At 62.9% G+C, this 16295-nt stretch carries 15 protein-coding genes; 6 read left to right on the top strand and 9 right to left on the bottom strand.

The window, feature by feature from the left end:
• Positions 1–12: 12 nt before the first annotated feature.
• Positions 13–819, top strand: coding sequence for an ABC transporter ATP-binding protein (locus tag IT763_RS16760; protein WP_016926799.1), 807 nt, complete (start codon positions 13–15; stop codon positions 817–819).
• Positions 820–847: 28 nt separating this feature from the next.
• On the opposite strand, the gene IT763_RS16765 is transcribed toward IT763_RS16760, so the two are convergent.
• From IT763_RS16765 to budA, 3 genes are all read right to left on the bottom strand, one after another.
• Entirely contained in the window at positions 848–2434 is a 1587-nt protein-coding gene (locus IT763_RS16765; RefSeq protein WP_016926798.1) for an ABC transporter substrate-binding protein, read from the bottom strand.
• A gap of 140 nt (positions 2435–2574) precedes the next feature.
• The gene (alsS, locus tag IT763_RS16770; protein WP_151254459.1) at positions 2575–4260 is read right to left on the bottom strand and encodes an acetolactate synthase AlsS; all 1686 of its coding nucleotides are present in this window, start codon (positions 4258–4260) and stop codon (positions 2575–2577) included.
• Positions 4261–4292: 32 nt separating this feature from the next.
• A complete protein-coding gene (gene budA / locus IT763_RS16775; RefSeq protein WP_004936416.1) occupies positions 4293–5072 on the bottom strand; it encodes an acetolactate decarboxylase in 780 nt (259 codons plus the stop codon).
• Between the two features lie 451 nt (positions 5073–5523).
• Here budA and IT763_RS16780 point away from each other — a divergent pair, with 451 nt between their 5' ends.
• Positions 5524–6426 carry a LysR family transcriptional regulator gene (locus tag IT763_RS16780; protein WP_206194859.1) on the top strand — a complete coding sequence of 301 codons (903 nt, stop codon included), beginning with the start codon at positions 5524–5526 and terminating at the stop codon, positions 6424–6426.
• Here the strand turns inward: IT763_RS16780 and eutC are convergent.
• Both eutC and IT763_RS16790 read right to left on the bottom strand, forming a co-directional pair.
• Entirely contained in the window at positions 6405–7196 is a 792-nt protein-coding gene (eutC, locus tag IT763_RS16785) for an ethanolamine ammonia-lyase subunit EutC (protein WP_206194860.1), read from the bottom strand. The two genes, IT763_RS16780 and eutC, sit on opposite strands and share 22 nt — an antisense overlap.
• Positions 7193–8578, bottom strand: coding sequence for an ethanolamine ammonia-lyase subunit EutB (locus tag IT763_RS16790; RefSeq protein ID WP_079450334.1), 1386 nt, complete (start codon positions 8576–8578; stop codon positions 7193–7195). Before IT763_RS16790 ends, eutC begins: the two co-directional genes overlap by 4 nt.
• A gap of 159 nt (positions 8579–8737) precedes the next feature.
• Between IT763_RS16790 and IT763_RS16795 the strand changes: the two genes are divergently transcribed.
• A complete protein-coding gene (locus IT763_RS16795) occupies positions 8738–9286 on the top strand; it encodes a nucleotidyltransferase family protein (RefSeq protein WP_151254461.1) in 549 nt (182 codons plus the stop codon).
• A 52-nt stretch (positions 9287–9338) separates the two neighbouring features.
• Positions 9339–9806 carry a FlxA-like family protein gene (locus tag IT763_RS16800; protein ID WP_016926792.1) on the top strand — a complete coding sequence of 156 codons (468 nt, stop codon included), beginning with the start codon at positions 9339–9341 and terminating at the stop codon, positions 9804–9806.
• A 1-nt stretch (position 9807) separates the two neighbouring features.
• Here the strand turns inward: IT763_RS16800 and IT763_RS16805 are convergent, their stop codons facing one another.
• Positions 9808–10728 carry a LysR family transcriptional regulator gene (locus IT763_RS16805; protein WP_016926791.1) on the bottom strand — a complete coding sequence of 307 codons (921 nt, stop codon included), beginning with the start codon at positions 10726–10728 and terminating at the stop codon, positions 9808–9810.
• A 96-nt stretch (positions 10729–10824) separates the two neighbouring features.
• Between IT763_RS16805 and IT763_RS16810 the strand changes: the two genes are divergently transcribed.
• The gene (locus tag IT763_RS16810; RefSeq protein ID WP_206194861.1) at positions 10825–11817 is read left to right on the top strand and encodes a bile acid:sodium symporter family protein; all 993 of its coding nucleotides are present in this window, start codon (positions 10825–10827) and stop codon (positions 11815–11817) included.
• Between the two features lie 26 nt (positions 11818–11843).
• Here the strand turns inward: IT763_RS16810 and IT763_RS16815 are convergent, their stop codons facing one another.
• The 3 genes from IT763_RS16815 to zipA form a co-directional block, all read right to left on the bottom strand.
• Positions 11844–12059 (bottom strand): DUF3820 family protein, encoded by a 216-nt coding sequence (locus IT763_RS16815; protein ID WP_004936441.1) that lies wholly within the window; start codon positions 12057–12059, stop codon positions 11844–11846.
• On the bottom strand, positions 12059–14080 hold the full coding sequence (gene ligA / locus IT763_RS16820; RefSeq protein WP_115436371.1) for an NAD-dependent DNA ligase LigA: 2022 nt from the start codon (positions 14078–14080) through the stop codon (positions 12059–12061). The genes IT763_RS16815 and ligA overlap by 1 nt, the downstream gene beginning before the upstream one ends.
• Before the next feature lie 79 nt (positions 14081–14159).
• Positions 14160–15185, bottom strand: coding sequence for a cell division protein ZipA (gene zipA / locus IT763_RS16825; protein ID WP_016926788.1), 1026 nt, complete (start codon positions 15183–15185; stop codon positions 14160–14162).
• A 221-nt stretch (positions 15186–15406) separates the two neighbouring features.
• Between zipA and cysZ the strand changes: the two genes are divergently transcribed.
• The gene (cysZ, locus tag IT763_RS16830; RefSeq protein WP_033639704.1) at positions 15407–16165 is read left to right on the top strand and encodes a sulfate transporter CysZ; all 759 of its coding nucleotides are present in this window, start codon (positions 15407–15409) and stop codon (positions 16163–16165) included.
• The last annotated feature ends 130 nt before the right edge of the window (positions 16166–16295 follow it).

Here is a 16295-nt window from a genome sequence, read left to right on the forward strand (position 1 = left end):
AGTGATAATGCCATGAGCCACCGCCTGCACGCCTCGCACCTGAAGCTGGGCTACGACAATAAAATCATCGCTGACGATCTGAGCGTGGCGATCCCCGACGGCGCCTTCACGGTGATCGTCGGGCCGAACGCCTGCGGCAAATCGACGCTGTTGCGCGCCCTGTGCCGCCTGCTGAAACCCAGCGCCGGCGAGGTGATGCTGGACGGCAAGAACATCAGCAGCTTCGCCACCAAGGCGCTGGCGCGCGAGCTTGGCCTGCTGCCGCAAACTTCAATCGCGCCGGACAGCATCACCGTGGCGGATCTGGTGTCGCGCGGCCGCTATCCGCATCAGAGCCTGCTGAAACAGTGGACGCAGGCCGACAAACAGGCGGTGGAAGCCGCCATGGCGGCCACCAACGTCAGCCAATTGGCGGACCGCAGCGTCGACGAACTGTCCGGCGGGCAGCGTCAGCGCGTCTGGGTGGCGATGGCGCTGGCGCAGCAAACCCCGCTGCTGCTGCTGGATGAGCCGACCACCTACCTCGACATCGCGCACCAGATTGAGCTGCTGGATCTGTTCCGCCAGCTTAACCGCGAGCGCGGTCAAACCATGATCGCGGTGCTGCACGATCTCAACCACGCCTGCCGCTATGCCGATCACATCATCGCCATGCGCGACGGCAAGATCGTGGCGGAGGGGAAACCGGCGGAGATCATCACCGCCGAACTGGTGGAGCGAGTGTTCGGCATGCCGTGCATGATCATCGACGATCCGCTGTCCCACACGCCGCTGGTGATCCCGCGCGGCCGCTACCACTGCGACACGCCGCAGGCATGAAAAAGGCCGGGTTACCCCGGCCTTTTGGTTACTTCTCCAGCGACACCTGTTTGAAGATGTGTTTGCCGAACGGGTCTATCTCGTAGCCTTTCACTTCCTTGCGCACCGGTTCGAAGATGGTCGAGTGCGCGATCATCAGCGCCGGCATCTGATCGTGCATCATCACCTGCGCCTGCTGGTACATCGCCACCCGTTTGGCGTGATCGTTCTCTTCACGCGCCTGCAGGATCAGCTGGTCGAACGGTTTATAGCACCATTTCGCCGAGTTAGAGCCGCCGAGCGAAGCGCAGGTGAACAGCGGGCCGAAAAAGTTGTCCGGATCGCCGTTGGCGGTGGTCCAGCCCATCAGCGCGGTCTGGTGCTCGCCGTTTTTAATCCGCTGTAAATACTCGCCCCACTCGAAGGTGACGATTTTGGCGCGCACGCCGATCTTGGCCCAGTCGGCCTGGATCATCTCCGCCATGCGCTTGGCGTTGGGGTTATAGGGCCGCTGCACCGGCATCGCCCACAGATCGATGTCGAAACCCTGCCCCAGCCCGGCCTCCTGCAACAGCTGCTTCGCCCGCTCCGGCGAATACGGGTAGTCTTCAAGCTGCGCGTTGCTGCCCCATTGGGTCGGTGGCAGCAGGTTCTTGGCCGGCTGGCCGGCGCCGTGGAACACCGCGTCGATGATCGCCGGTTTGTTGACCGCCAGCGCCAACGCCTGGCGCACCTTGACGTTATCCAACGGCTTCTTCTGGGTATTGAACGCCAGGAAACCGATATTCAAACCAGATTTTTCCATCACCTGAAGGTTGCCGTCCTGCCGCATGCGCGCCAGATCCGCCGGGTTGGGGAACGGCATCACCTGGCACTCGTTCTTTTGCAGCTTGGCGTAACGCACCGTCGCATCCGGCGTGATCGAAAACACCAGCCGGTCGATCTTCGGTTTGCCTTCCCAGTAACGATCGAACGCCTTGTAGAGGATTTTCGCATCCTTCTGGTACTGCACCAGCTGGAACGGCCCGGTGCCGATCGGATCGTTGTCCACCCGCTGCGGCGTGCCGGCCTTCAGCATCGCGTCGGCATATTCCGCCGATAATAGGGTGGCGAAGTACATGCCCAGATCGGCGACGAACGGCGCCTCGGCGCGGGAGAGCTCAAAGCGCACGGTGTGGTCATCCACCTTGACGATCCGGTCAATCAGCGTGCCGAACTCCATCGACTCGAAGTTGGTGTAGGCGCCGTTGGAGACCTTGTGATACGGGTTGTTGGCGTCCTTCTGGCGCATAAACGAGAAGATGACGTCATCGGCGTTGAAATCGCGGGTGGGCGTAAAATATTTATTGCTCTGGAATGCCACGCCCTTGCGCAGATGGAAGGTATAGCGCTTGCCGTCTTCGCTCACCTCCCAGCTTTCCGCCAGGCTGGGTTGCAGCTCGACGGTGCCGGGTTTGAAATCCACCAGCCGGTTGTAGATCGCCGCCGAACTGGCGTCTACCGTGGTGCCGGAGGTGAACAGCTGCGGGTTGAAGCCTTCCGGTGAACCTTCGGAACAGTAGACCAGCGTATTGGCCCGCGCGCCGCCGGCAATCGCCAACGCCAGCAGCCCGATCGTTATTGCTTTTCTTTTCATTGCGCTATCCCCAGTGGTGAAAAAACAGCCCAACGGATAGCAATAAATCATGCAGTTAGCGATGTAAAGGACAAATTCCGCGCATAAAAACGGGCAGGCGCGCAAGCGGCCTGCCCCGGTGAAACAGCGCGATGATGAAATTAAATCATCTGGCTGAAGTTCATCTGCGCCATCAGCTTATAGTTGTCGGCGTAGTCGACCGGAATGGCCACCACCACCGGTCCCTGGATCGCCATCGCCTTGCGCAGCATCGGCCGCAGGTCGTCCACCGACTGCACGGCGAAACCGACCGCGCCGCAGGATTCCGCATAGGTCTTGAAGTCAATCGGCCCAAACTCCACGCCGGATTTGCGCTGGTATTTGTTCACTTCCTGCATCTCCACCATGTTGTAGGCGTTATCGACCCAGATCACGTGCACGATGTTATTTTTCAACCGCACCGCGGTCTCCAGCTCCATGCTCGACTGCATGAAGCCGCCATCGCCGGAGATCGACACCACCTTATCGCCGGGGCGCACCAGCGCCGCGCCGATGGCCCACGGCAGCGCCACCCCCATGGTTTGCTGGCCGTTGGAGATCAACAGCTGGCGGGCGCGGAAGCTGTAAAGGTAACGGGCGATCCAGATGTGGAAGCTGCCCATGTCCACGCACAGCGTCACGTCGTCGCTGACGATGTCCTGCAGCTCCTTGACGATGCGCAGCGGATGGATCGGCATGCCGCCGCGGCGCGCGGCGCGTTCCGCCAGTTCTGTGCGCTGACGGCCGAGATCGGAGAGGATCAGCTCCACCTCCGGCGGCACGCAGACCGCCTCATTGAACGCTTCGGTCATCATGTTCAACGTGGCGCTGATGTTGCCCACCAGTTCGACATCCGGCCGATAGCAGGTGTCGATATCCGCCGGCAGCACGTCGATGTGCACCAGCCTCAGCCGCCCGTGGCTGTTCCACATGCAGGGATCGTATTCGATCGGATCATAGCCGACGCTCACCACCAGATCGGCCTTCTGCAACAGCTGATCGGCCGGCTGGTTGTTGAACAGGCCGACGCGGCCGGCGAAACGGGCGAAGTGGTTGACGTCGATCACCCCCGCCGCCTGATAGGTGCCGACCACCGGCATATGGGTGCGGTACAGCAGATGGCGCACCGCCTCGCTGTTCTCCGGCCGGCTGGCCTGCAAACCGAGCAGCAATACCGGGCATTTGGCCTGGCGAATCAGTTTCACCGCCGCCTGGATGTCGTCCGCCGCCGCGGCCCCCATGCGCGGCAAGCGGCAGCCGGCCAGCACCGGCGCGCTGACCGGTTCATTGACGATATCCATCGGCAGGCTGACGAATGATGCTCCCGGCCGGCCAAACTCGGCGCGGCGGAAGGCGTTGGCGATCACCTCGGAAATCGCCGAACCGGCATGCACTTCGGCGCAATACTTGGTCACCGGCCGGAACATGCTGACGGTATCCATGCTCTGGTGCGTCTGCTTCAGGCTGTCGGCGCGCTTCACCGCCCCGCCAAAGGCCACTACCGCGTCCCCCTCCGAGGTGGCGGTGGCCAGCCCGGTGATCAGGTTGGAGCTGCCCGGCCCGGAGGTGACCAGCGCCACCCCGGCCTTGCCGGTCAGGCGGCCGACCGCCGCCGCCATAAAGGCCGCGTTGGCCTCATGCCGCACCACCACCGTGTCGATCGATGGCGCATCCTCCAGCGAGTCGAACACCCGATCGATCTTGGCGCCCGGAATGCCGAAAACGTGTTTGACGCCCTGCGCTTCCAGGTTTTTCACCACCAAATCGGCGCCGCATTGCCAATCATTGCCTGTTTTTTCCTGTGCCATGGTTCCACCTCCTAAGAAAACGATCGCCGGGGTTAGCCCTCGGCGGAACGAATCGCGCGATCCAAATCCTCTGGGCAGAGGTTAGCGCGCAAGAAATCCGCATCATGCGGCAACTGAAGATTGAGACGGGTGATGACGCCGAACTGCAGGCGGCCATGATCGAGCTGGTAGTCCAGCACGTGGCCGCCGCCGCTGCGGTCGTCGGTAACGAAGTGTTCGTGATAGCCGGCCACGCCGATGCCCTGCATGTAATCCGGCGAGCGGAAACCGACCAGCGTGCCGCGCCGTTGATGAAACGAGAAGGTCGGCTGCTCTTCTATCGCTTCCAACATCGGGCGGTAGGGCCGCTCCTGGCGCGGCACGGTGCGGGTTTCCACGTGACTGAACTCACCGTCGACCCGTACCGCGCAGAACAGGTTCGGCGAGGCGACCTGTTCGTCGATGCACTGATGCAGTTGCGCCTTGGTAATCGGCCGGTCGAACTGTTGGCTGATGCTGGGCTGGAAAAAGGTGACGACGGCGAAAGGAGTTTTCTGTTGCAAACCGGCTGGGCGGGCGCTGCCGTCGGCGCGCAGCTGGTGTATTTCCTGGTCGAAAGCGATCAGTTCGCCGTCCAGGTGATTGAAGGTGCCGAGGCCGAAATCGCCGTGTTTGAGCAACTCGGCAATGGTGGTTTCACCCTCGTAGACCCCGTCGATGAGCGCGCTCATCAGCGAGATTTGATAGATTTCGCCCTCCCCGGCGTTGATCGACTGCCTGGCAAAACCCTGCGCCAAATGGCGCGCACAGGAACACCCGTGTTTTTCGTTCATGACTCACTCCTCCACCAGCGCGGGATCGCGATTCCGCGCGTTCAAAAGACCCACCGACGGCGGGCCAAGATGCCCCCTAAGGCGCGTTCATCAGTTGGAACGATTCAGCCTGAGGCGACAAAAAAACCGGCACGGCTGGCCGGCCGATATCCAGAACCCACGGCATGATGTGTGAAAGTAAAGGCTCACTAATCATTAATGCTGTGTCGGATATCAAATTGAACGGTTAATCTGGTGTTGGAGCGACAATCAACTCCGCAGGCGGCTCATGCAGCCTGGGAAAAACATCTGTTATTTAGTGCTAAGCGCCGCGAGGTTTATGCGTTTTTTCTCTATACGGCCGGGATGCGGCGGCGTTGAAGCCCGCCGTCAACCCGCAGCCAGAGTAGCCGCAGCGCCGCCGACAGAGAAGCGGGTATTCATAAGAAACGCTTTTGCATATAATGCAAAAATGAATGACGCCCGTTATGTTGAACATCTGCCGATCTTTCTCGACGTGGCCCGCCTGGGCAGCTTTTCCGCCGCCGCTCGCCGGCTGGGCATGGTGCCCTCCTCGCTGGTGCGCCATATCGACGCATTGGAAAGCGCGCTCGGCGCCGCGCTGTTCGTCCGCTCCACCCGTGGGCTGCTGCTGACCGACGCCGGCGAGCTGCTGCTAACGCGCGCCGCCGCGCTGATGGCGGACATTACCGGTATTCACGCCGAGCTGAGCGCGTTAAACGAAACGCCGCAGGGCACGCTGCGCATCAGCTGCCTGCCGACCTTCGGCAAAACCTATGTGCTGCCGCTGCTGCCGACGCTGGCGGAACGCCATCCGCAGCTGTCTGTCGATCTCGATCTGACCGAACACCAGACCGATCCGACCCAGGAACGGCTGGACGCCGCCCTCCGCATCGGCGAACAGAAGGACAGCGCGCTATACGCCAGCCGTATCGCCACGCAACGCTGGGTGATGTGCGCCAGCCCCGCCTACGTCGCCCGCTATGGCCTGCCGAGCGATCTGGAAGCGTTGCCGCAGCATCGGCTGATCGCCCGCTACCACAAACAGCAGCCGGCCTGCTGGGCGCAGATCCTCGACGCGGCGCTGATGAGCCGCTGCACCATGGCGCTGCGCTGCGACGACTTCACCGCGCAGCGCCAGGCGGCGCTGCTCGGCCTCGGCATCGCCTTTCTGCCCAACTGGGTGGTGGGGCCAGACGTGCAGAATGGGCAACTGGTTCAGATGCTCGAAGATCCGCGCCATGAGCAGCAAGGCATCTATCTGCTGCGCCCGATGGCGAAGGTGTCCGCCCGGCTGGCGGCCTTCACCGCCCTGCTGCAGCAAACCCTCGGTCAGCCGCCCAATTGGGGGTAAAGCGGTGTCACCCGGTTGTGCAGCGCCGGATTGTCGCTCTCGTCCTTCAGCTCGATGCCGCTCAGCCGCCGCTGGAACGCCTGCTCCAGCAACCAGGCCAGACGGAACGCCGCCTGCGGGTAATCCAGCCCCTCCGGCCGCACGTTGGAGATGCAGTTACGCTCGGCGTCCGTTCTGCGCGCATTCGGCTCCCAGGTTAAATAAATGCCCAGGCTGTCCGGCGACGACAGCCCCGGCCGTTCGCCGATCAGCACCGCCACCGCCCGGGCCTGCAGGCATTCGCCGATCTCATCCCCCAGCGCCACCCGCGCCTGATGCGCCAGCACCACCGGCGTCACGCTCAATCCCAGCGTATCGAGATAAGGTCGCAGCGCCTGCAGCAGCGGCAGCGCCTGACGGTGCACCGCCTTGGAGGAGAGGCCGTCCGCCACCACCAGCAGCAGATCGACACGGCGCGATGGTAAGCCGAGCAGCAGGCTGCGGCTGTCCGGCGCCAATCGCCGCCCCAGATCCGGTCGGCGCAGGTAGGCGGCGCGGTCGGCGGCCTGGCTGTGCACCGCCAGCGTGGGCCAACCGGCCTCGTGCAAATCCGCCGCCAGCCGCTCGCTGTCGAAAGGCTGATGCACCGCGTCGCGCGCCTGGGCATGGGCCAGGCCGAAGCGCAGCAGCTCGTCGGTCGGCAGGCTGGCGCCGGTGCGCCCCAGCGCGATGCGCGCGTCGGTAAAGGCGCGCAGCGCGTTCCAACTGTTGACGTGAACCGGTTTGCTCATGTCCGTTCTCCCTGCAGCGCCAGCAACAACGGGTGATTGGCGGCGGCGTCGCGCAGCCGCCCGCGTTCGTCGGTGATGTTCATCGCCGCCAGCCAGGCGGCGAACTCCGGCGCATGCTTCAGCCCCAGCAGCTCGCGGATATAGAGCGCGTCATGGAACGAGGTGCTTTGGTAGTTGAGCATGATGTCGTCCGCGCCCGGCACGCCGATCAGGAACGTCAACCCGGCGGCGGCCAACAGCGTCAGCAGCGTGTCCATGTCGTCCTGATCGGCTTCGGCATGGTTGGTGTAGCAGACGTCGCAGCCCAGCGGCAGGCCGAGCAGCTTGCCGCAGAAGTGGTCCTCCAGCCCGGCGCGGATAATTTGCTTGCCGTCATACAGGTATTCGGGGCCGATAAACCCCACCACGGTGTTGATCAGCAGCGGCGAGAAATGGCGCGCCACCGCATAGGCGCGCGCCTCGCAGGTCTGCTGATCGACGCCGTGATGCGCGTTGGCCGACAGGCAACTGCCCTGCCCGGTTTCGAAATACATCACGTTATCGCCCAATGTGCCGCGCCTAAGGCTCAGCGCCGCCTGCTGCGCCTCCGCCAGCAGCGCCAGGCTGATGCCGAAACCACGGTTGGCCGTCTCGGTGCCGGCGATCGACTGAAACACCAGATCCACCGGCGCGCCGCGCTCCATCAGCCGCAGCGTGTTGGTCACATGGGTCAGCACGCAGGATTGGGTGGGAATGGCGAAGCGCTGGATCACCTCGTCCAGCATATAGTTGAGCTTTTCCAGCAGCGGCAGGCTGTCGCTGGCCGGGTTGATGCCGACCACCGCGTCGCCGCTGCCGTACAGCAGACCGTCCAGCATGCTGGCGGCGATGCCCTGCAGGCTGTCGGTCGGGTGATTGGGCTGCAGCCGCACGCTGAGGTGGCCCGGCAGACCGATCGTGTTGCGAAAGCGCGTCACCACTCGGCATTTCTTCGCCACCAGGATCAGATCCTGATTGCGCATGATCTTGCTTACCGCCGCCGCCATCTCCGGCGTAATGCCGGCGGCCACCTGCGCCAGCATGGCGCTGTCCGCCTGCTCGCTCAGCAGCCAGTCGCGAAAATCGCCGACCGTGAGGTGCGAGATGGGCTCAAAGGCGGCGGCGTCGTGGCTGTCGATGATCAGGCGCGTCACCTCGTCCTGTTCGTACGGCACCAGCGCCTGCTGCAGGAACGCCTTGAGCGGCACATCCGCCAGCGCGATGCGCGCCGCCATGCGCTCTTCGGCGCTTTCCGCCGCCACCTCCGCCAGATAATCGCCGGAACGCGCCGGCGAAGCTTTCGCCATCAGTTGACGCAGATCGCCAAAGCGATAGCCGCGTTGGCCCACCGTTGCCTGATACATAGCCCCCTCCCTTGCCCCGGGTGACGAGATAACAGCCCTGCACCAAGTGTAGTCAGTGAAGCAAGAAAATTAATTTGCCTGCTATCGCCGCCATCGCGCATCCCCCCATTTCACCCGTTGCCGCTTCGGGTTACAGTAGCCGCGAAAACAGGAGGGGTGATGGATCCGCAACGTCAAATTATCAACTGGCTGCAACAGGATAACGCACGCATGGCCGCCCTGCGCACCGTGCGCCGGCTCGGCCTGAATGACTGGTGCCTTGGCGCCGGCTTTGTGCGCAATCTGGTGTGGGATCGGCGCCATGGCTATACGGAGCCCACGCCGCTCAACGATATCGACGTGATCCACTTCGATGCGGAGCGTGCGGACGCTGAGCGCGATCGCATGCTGGAGGCGCGGCTGCAACAGTGGCTGCCGCGGCCTTGGTCGGTCAAGAACCAGGCGCGGATGCACCTGCGCGGCGGCCGGGCGCCTTACCGCGACAGCGAAGAGGCCATCAGCTTCTGGACCGAAGTGGAAACGGCGATCGGCGCGCGCCTGAACGCCGACGACAGCATCACGCTGGTGGCCCCCTTCGGGCTCGCGGCGCTGTTCGACGACACCATCACCTTCAACGCGAAAAACGGCGATCGCGCGGCCTATGCCCAGCGCGTGGTCGACAAAGGCTGGCTGCTGCGCTGGCCGCGTCTGCGGCAGGTAAAGATTTAGCCGCCGCTGCCGATACCCTGAACAGCGAGATCCAGACTCAGGGAGAGCAACCATGTCGACCACCATCACCATGATCGTACCGATCAAGAATACCGTCCCCGGCGTCAGCAACGTCTTCAGCGCGCCGGGCCATCAGGGCGAATTGCTGATGGCCAAGCCGGTCAACAACCAGCCGCAAGGCGGCAAGATGGAGAAAAACGAACGCGCCAACGGCAATGACGAACCGGTTAATCTCAACGAAAGCCGCGCCTCGGCGCGCATCAAGGCGCTGAACCGGCAGATTCAGGCGCTGCAGCAAAAGCTGGTGGAACTGAAGGACTCCGACGCCGATCCTAAGGAAATCGAAAAGCAGAAACAGCTGATCGAAGCGCAGATCAAGATGTTACAAGCCGAGATCGCGCGCATCCAGAAAGAAGAAATGGAAAAGCAGCAGCAGGAGCAAATGGAAAAAGCCGCGGCGCGAGCCGGCGACGGCGTAAACCGCCCAACGCCGCTCAACGCGGTGGACGTCTATATCTGAGTCAATATTCCGCGTTTTCCCGCCGGCGCTGTTGCAGCAGCGCCGCCTGCTGACGCGCCACCTGCCAGATGGCCTCCGCCGCCGGCGTCAGCGAGCGGTTCTTGCGCCGCACCAGCATCAGCGCGCGGTTAATTTCCGGCACCAGCCGCCGTACCCGAAGCCGCCCCCCTTCCGGCAGCGGCAGCGCCAACGCCGGGAAAATGCTGATGCCGATCCCCTCCGCCACCATCGGGAACAGCGTCGCCGGATGGCCGATTTCCTGCACCACCTGCGCTTCGACCCCCTGCTGCCTCAGCGCGCTGTCGATCAGCGGCCGGCTGCCCGACGCATAATCCTGCAGCACCAGACGGCAGCCGTTCAATGCCGACCAACGCACCGCCTGCTGCGCAGCAAACGGGTGATCGTCGCGGCACAGCAACAGGAACGGTTCATGCAGCACCGCTTCGCACTCCAGATCCACCGCTTGCACCGGATCGACCACGATGCCGAAATCCACCTCGGCGTTACGCACGCTGTGCAGCACCTGCTGCTGCGCCTGATCGCGCAGCATGATGCGGATCTCCGGGTATTGGCGCTCGCCGGCGGCGATGCACTGCGGCATCAGATGGGCGGAAATGGTCTGGCTCGTCGCCACCCGCACCGTGCCGCTGCGCTGTACGCCAAAGCTGCGCGCATCCAGCAAAGCAGCCTGCAGTTCGTCCAGCAACCGTTCAACCCGGTTGGCCAGCCGCAGGCCGGCGTCGGTCAACACCACTTCACGCGTGGTGCGATCCAGCAAACGCACGCCGACCTCCGCCTCCAGCTCTTTCACGCTGTGGCTGACCGCCGATTGCGTCAGGCCGATCGCCTCGCCGGCGCGGCTGAAGCTGCCGTGGCGGGCGACAACGACGAACACCCGCAGCTGTTTGAGTGAGTAATTCATGTGTTTTATTCATAGATGAATTAAATAAATCAATTTAATTATTATATCCCCGCGCGGGAGAATAGCCCCATCGATTTTCTACCCGAGCGCATCGCCATGAGATTCCTGCCCGATCGTTTTACCCTGACGCTGATCGCCACCGTGCTGCTGGCGTCGTTCCTGCCGGCGCGCGGCGAGTTCGTCGGCTGGCTCAACGCCCTGACCATCGCCGCCATCGCCCTGCTGTTCTTCATGCACGGCGCCAAGCTGTCGCGCGAGGCCATCCTGGCCGGCAGCAACAACTGGCGGCTGCATCTGTGGGTGATGTTCAGCACCTTCATCATTTTTCCGGCGCTGGGGATGCTGTTCGCCTGGTGGGCGCCGATCGACGTCAGCCCTGAGCTGTACGCCGGTTTCATCTACCTGTGCATCCTGCCCGCCACCGTGCAGTCAGCCATCGCCTTCACCTCGCTGGCGGGCGGCAACGTGGCGGCGGCGGTGTGCAGCGCCTCCGCCTCCAGCCTGCTGGGGATCTTCGTGTCGCCGCTGTTGGTCGGCCTGCTGATGAACGTGCACGGCGATACCGGCAGCCTGCGGCAGGTGGGCTCGATCGTGCTGCAGCTGCTGGTGCCGTTCGTCGCCGGCCACCTGCTGCGGCCGCTGATCGGCGGTTGGATCGAGCGCCATCGCCCGCTTATCGGCAAAACCGACCAGACCTCGATTCTGCTGGTGGTGTACGCCGCCTTCAGCGAGGCGGTGACGCACGGCATCTGGCATCAGGTAGGGATGGGCTCACTGGCATTTATCGTCGGCGGCAGCATCGTGCTGCTGGCGATCGTGCTGGTGGTGAACACTTACATGGCGCGCTGGCTGGGGTTCAGCAAAGCGGACGAAATCACCATCGTGTTCTGCGGATCGAAGAAGAGCCTGGCGAACGGCATTCCGATGGCCAATATCCTGTTCCCGGCGGCGACGGTGGGGATCATGGTGCTGCCGCTGATGGTGTTTCATCAGGTGCAGTTGATGACCTGCGCAGTGCTGGCCAAAAGGTATCAACGCAAGCAGCAGACGCAGCAGGCGGTGCCCAACGCGCAGGCGTCGCGCGAGTAAAAAAAGACGGGCCGAGGCCCGTCAGATCAGCTTTTCTTCAGCGGCTTGACCAGGTGGTCAAGCCCTTCGATTTTAATCGCCAGCGTCATCTCCATCAGCATGCCGAGCTTGCCTTTGGGGAATTCGCCCTTACGGGCGAACCACAGCAGGTACTCTTCGGGCAGGTCGATCAGCACCCGCCCCTGGTACTTGCCGAACGGCATCACGGTGTTGGCGATCTCCAGCAGGTTTTCCTTTTCCATCAGTCACCCAGCAGGCGGATCATTTCCGCTTCGTCGATCACGGCGATACCCAGCTCCTGCGCCTTCGCCAGCTTGGAGCCGGCCGCCTCGCCGGCGATCACCAGATCGGTTTTCTTCGACACGCTGCCGCTGACCTTGGCACCCAACGCCGTCAGGCGATCTTTGGCTTCGTCACGCGACAGCTGGCTCAGCGAGCCGGTCAGCACCACGGTTTTGCCGGCGAACGGGCTGTCTATCTCTTCCGCTACCACCACCACCGGCGCCGGCCAGCGGATGCCGATCTCGGCGCCCACCAGCTCGTTGATCACCTGCTGATTGAGCGCTTCATCGAGGAAATTGCGGGTGTGTTTGGCCACCACTTCGCCGACGTCCGGCACTTCTTTCAGCGCCTCGATATCGGCGGTGAACAGCTTCTCCAGCGAACCGAAATGCGCAGCCAGGTTGGCGGCGGTCGCTTCACCGACCTCGCGAATGCCGAGCGCATACAGGAAACGGGCGAAGGTGGTCTGCTTGGATTTCTCCAACGCGTTGACCAGATTCTGCGCCGATTTCGGCCCCATGCGATCCAGACCGGTCAGAATGCCGGCGGACAGGCGGAACAGATCGGCCGGGTTCTTCACGTACTCCTTGTCCACCAGCTGCTCGATGATCTTGTCACCCATGCCCTCGACGTCCAGCGCGCGACGGGAAACGAAGTGCTTCAACGCCTCTTTGCGCTGCGCGCCGCAGATCAGCCCGCCGGTGCAGCGCGCCACGGCTTCGCCTTCCACGCGCTCAACGTCGGAGCCGCACACCGGACAGTGCAGCGGGAACACCACTTCGCGCGCATCCTGCGGCCGACGGTCTTCCAGCACCCCCACCACCTGCGGGATCACGTCGCCGGCGCGGCGCACGATCACCGTATCGCCGATGCGCAGCCCCAACCGCTCAATTTCATCGGCGTTGTGCAAGGTCGCATTGCTGACGGTCACCCCGGCCACCAGCACCGGCTCAAGGCGGGCCACCGGCGTAATCGCGCCGGTGCGGCCAACCTGAAACTCCACTTCGCGCACCACGGTGATCTGCTCCTGCGCCGGGAATTTGAACGCCGTCGCCCAGCGCGGCGCACGCGCCACGAAGCCCAGCGTTTCCTGCAGATCGATATCGTCAATCTTGATCACTACGCCGTCGATGTCGAAACCGAGCTGTGCGCGGTCCTGCTCGACCTGGCGATAAAACGCCAGCACTTCCTCGCTGCCGGTGCGGCGCTGGGCGCGATCGCTGACCGGCAGGCCCCAGGCCTTGAACTGCATCAGGCGCTCAAAGTGGCTGCGCGGCAGCTCGCCGCCTTCCAGCAGGCCGACGCCGTAGCAGAAGAAGGTCAGCGGGCGTTTGGCGGTAATGCGCGGATCGAGCTGGCGCAGCGAGCCAGCGGCGGCGTTGCGCGGGTTGGCGAATACCTTGCCGTCTTTGCGCCGCGCCTCTTCGTTCATCTGTTCAAAACCGGCCTGCGGCATGAACACTTCGCCGCGCACTTCCAGCCGGCGCGGGATATTGTCGCCGGTCAGGCGCAGCGGGATGGCGCGAATGGTGCGCACGTTGGTAGTGATGTTCTCGCCGGTGGTGCCGTCGCCGCGCGTCGCCGCGCGCACCAGTTCGCCGTCTTCATACAGCAGGCTGACCGCCAGGCCATCCAGCTTCAGTTCGCAGCAGAAGGTCAGCGGATCGCTGCTTTTGAGCCTGTCCTGCACGCGCTTGTAAAACGCCAGGAAGCTTTCTTCGTCGAATACGTTGTCCAGCGACAGCATCGGCACTTCGTGACGCACCTGGTCGAACGCCGCCAGCGGCGCCGCGCCCACGCGCTGGGTCGGTGAATCGGCGGTGATCAGTTCCGGATGCGCGCTCTCCAGCTCGCGCAGTTCGCGCATCAGGCGGTCATATTCCGCATCCGGCACTTCCGGCGCATCCAGTACATGATACTGGTATTCATGATGGCGCAGTGTGGCTCGTAGTTGATTGATTTGTTGGATTATCGATTCCATGGCTCACCATCAAAGATAAAAAACCCCCGGCTAGCGGGGGCTTTGTTGTTACGGATGTTCAGTGCGCGCGGCAACCCGGTCAGGCGTTGTTTTCCAACACTTCACGGATACGCGCTTTGTAGGTTTCCAGCTTCTGCGGCGTCATCATGCGGCGCTCGTCGTCCAGCACCACGCCGCCCACGTCGTCGGCGATGCGCTGCGCCGACTGCAGCATCAGCTTGAAGTTCTGATTGGCGTCGCCGTAAGACGGCACCATCATGAACATCGACACGCCCGGCGTGGAGAAGTCGGACATCATGTCAGGATCGAACGACCCCGGCTTGACCATGTTCGCCAGGCTGAACAGCACCGGGCCGCTGCCGGCCGGGCTGATATGGCGGTGGAAGATGCCCATCTCGCCAAACTGGAAGCCCGCTTGCAACACGCTCTGCAGCAGCACTTCGCCGCCGATCACGCCGCCCTGATGGGCCGCGACATGCAGCACCAGCACGGTCTCTTTCAGTTTAGCCTGAACTGGCGCAGCGGCCGGCTGTTGCGGCTGCGGTGCAGGTTCCGACGCAGGCTTGACTTCCGGCGCGGGCTGCACAGGGGCGGGTTCGGCGTGGAATGCCGGTTCCGCCGCCAGCGGCGCCTCATGTTCATGCGGCAGATCGTCAACGCGCGGCTCGCGGCGCGCGGCCGGTTGCGATTGCTGCGGCTCGGCCGGTTCTTCGTCCGGCGCGTAGTTGTTCAGCAGGATGTCATCATACTCCGGCCGCTGAGACAGCGGAGGCGGCGTCTGATGAGCGGCCGGCTGAACGGCGCGGGGCGCAGGCGCAGCCGCCGGAGCGGGCTTCGGCGCGGCCACGGGTTCTTCGCGTGCGGCATCGAAATGGCCGAATGACGGCTCGTCTTGCGGGTGAGCGGCGCGTACGCGCACCTCACCGACGCCTTCTTCGAGATCGTCGATCGGAGTTTGTTCACGTTCCTTTTGGGAACGTTTGGCTGGGCGATCGCGGAAGAGCGCTGACCGTTCTTTGCGACTGGTCCACAGACCGTGCAATAACAGCGCTATTATGGCGATCGCGCCAACAACGATTAATATCAGACGCAAATCCTGCATCATTGCTATCTCTGTTGTTCCAATACATTGCCACCGCGGCAAACATTCACTCTTTAACTCTATTTGCCCGCGCACACAAGTGCAAGTCCGTGCTGAACTTTATGCCAATAAAGATGATTATACTGCCTTTTTCTGCTGGTTTTTCAGCCAACCCTACCCTAGCCAGTGGAAAATCATCCCTATATGATAATGATGCCTGTTCAGACAACGAGATAACTTAAGATATGTCCTATACGCAGCCCCCTCCCCGATCGACCAGCGGCATTCACTATTTCGCCGAAGGCTGGCGCCTGATTTCACGCCCGGGGATTAAACGCTATGTGGTCCTGCCGTTGCTGGTCAACGTGCTGCTGATGGGTTCCGCTTTCTGGTGGCTGTTCAGCCGCCTCGGCGACTGGATCCCGGCGATGATGAGCCACGTTCCCGACTGGCTGCAATGGTTGAGCTACCTGCTGTGGCCGCTGGCGGTCATTTCGGTGCTGCTGGTGTTCAGCTATCTGTTCAGCACCATCACCAATCTGATCGCCGCGCCGTTCTGCGGTCTGCTGGCCGAACAGCTCGAAGGCAGCCTGACCGGCAAACCGCTGCCGGACACCGGCCTGCTCGGCATCGCCAAAGATCTGCCGCGCATCATGGCGCGCGAATGGCGCAAACTGATGTATTACCTGCCGCGCGCGCTGCTGCTGCTGGCGCTGTACTTCGTGCCCGGCATCGGCCAGACGGTGGCGCCGGTGCTGTGGTTCCTGTTCAGCGCCTGGATGCTGGCGATTCAGTATTGCGACTATCCGTTCGATAACCACAAGGTGAGCTTTGCCGACATGCGCCGCGCACTGCGCCAGCACAAAACCGACAACCTGCAGTTCGGCGCGCTGGTCAGCCTGTTCACCATGATCCCGATCCTCAACCTGGTGATCCTGCCGGTCGCCGTCTGCGGCGCCACCGCGATGTGGGTCGATCGCTACCGCTCGCAATTCGTCCGATAACCGCCGTTTTTTGCCGCCGACAGCGCGGAAATTTTCGACAGGGCGCGCATTTCGCGCCCTTATCATTGTGCTTAAAACTTATTTCCTAATAACATATAGATATACCAATTCTTTACTTCCCTGCCGGTAC

It is taken from the genome of Serratia sp. CMO1 (assembly GCF_015689115.1).
Lineage (GTDB): Bacteria > Pseudomonadota > Gammaproteobacteria > Enterobacterales > Enterobacteriaceae > Serratia > Serratia marcescens.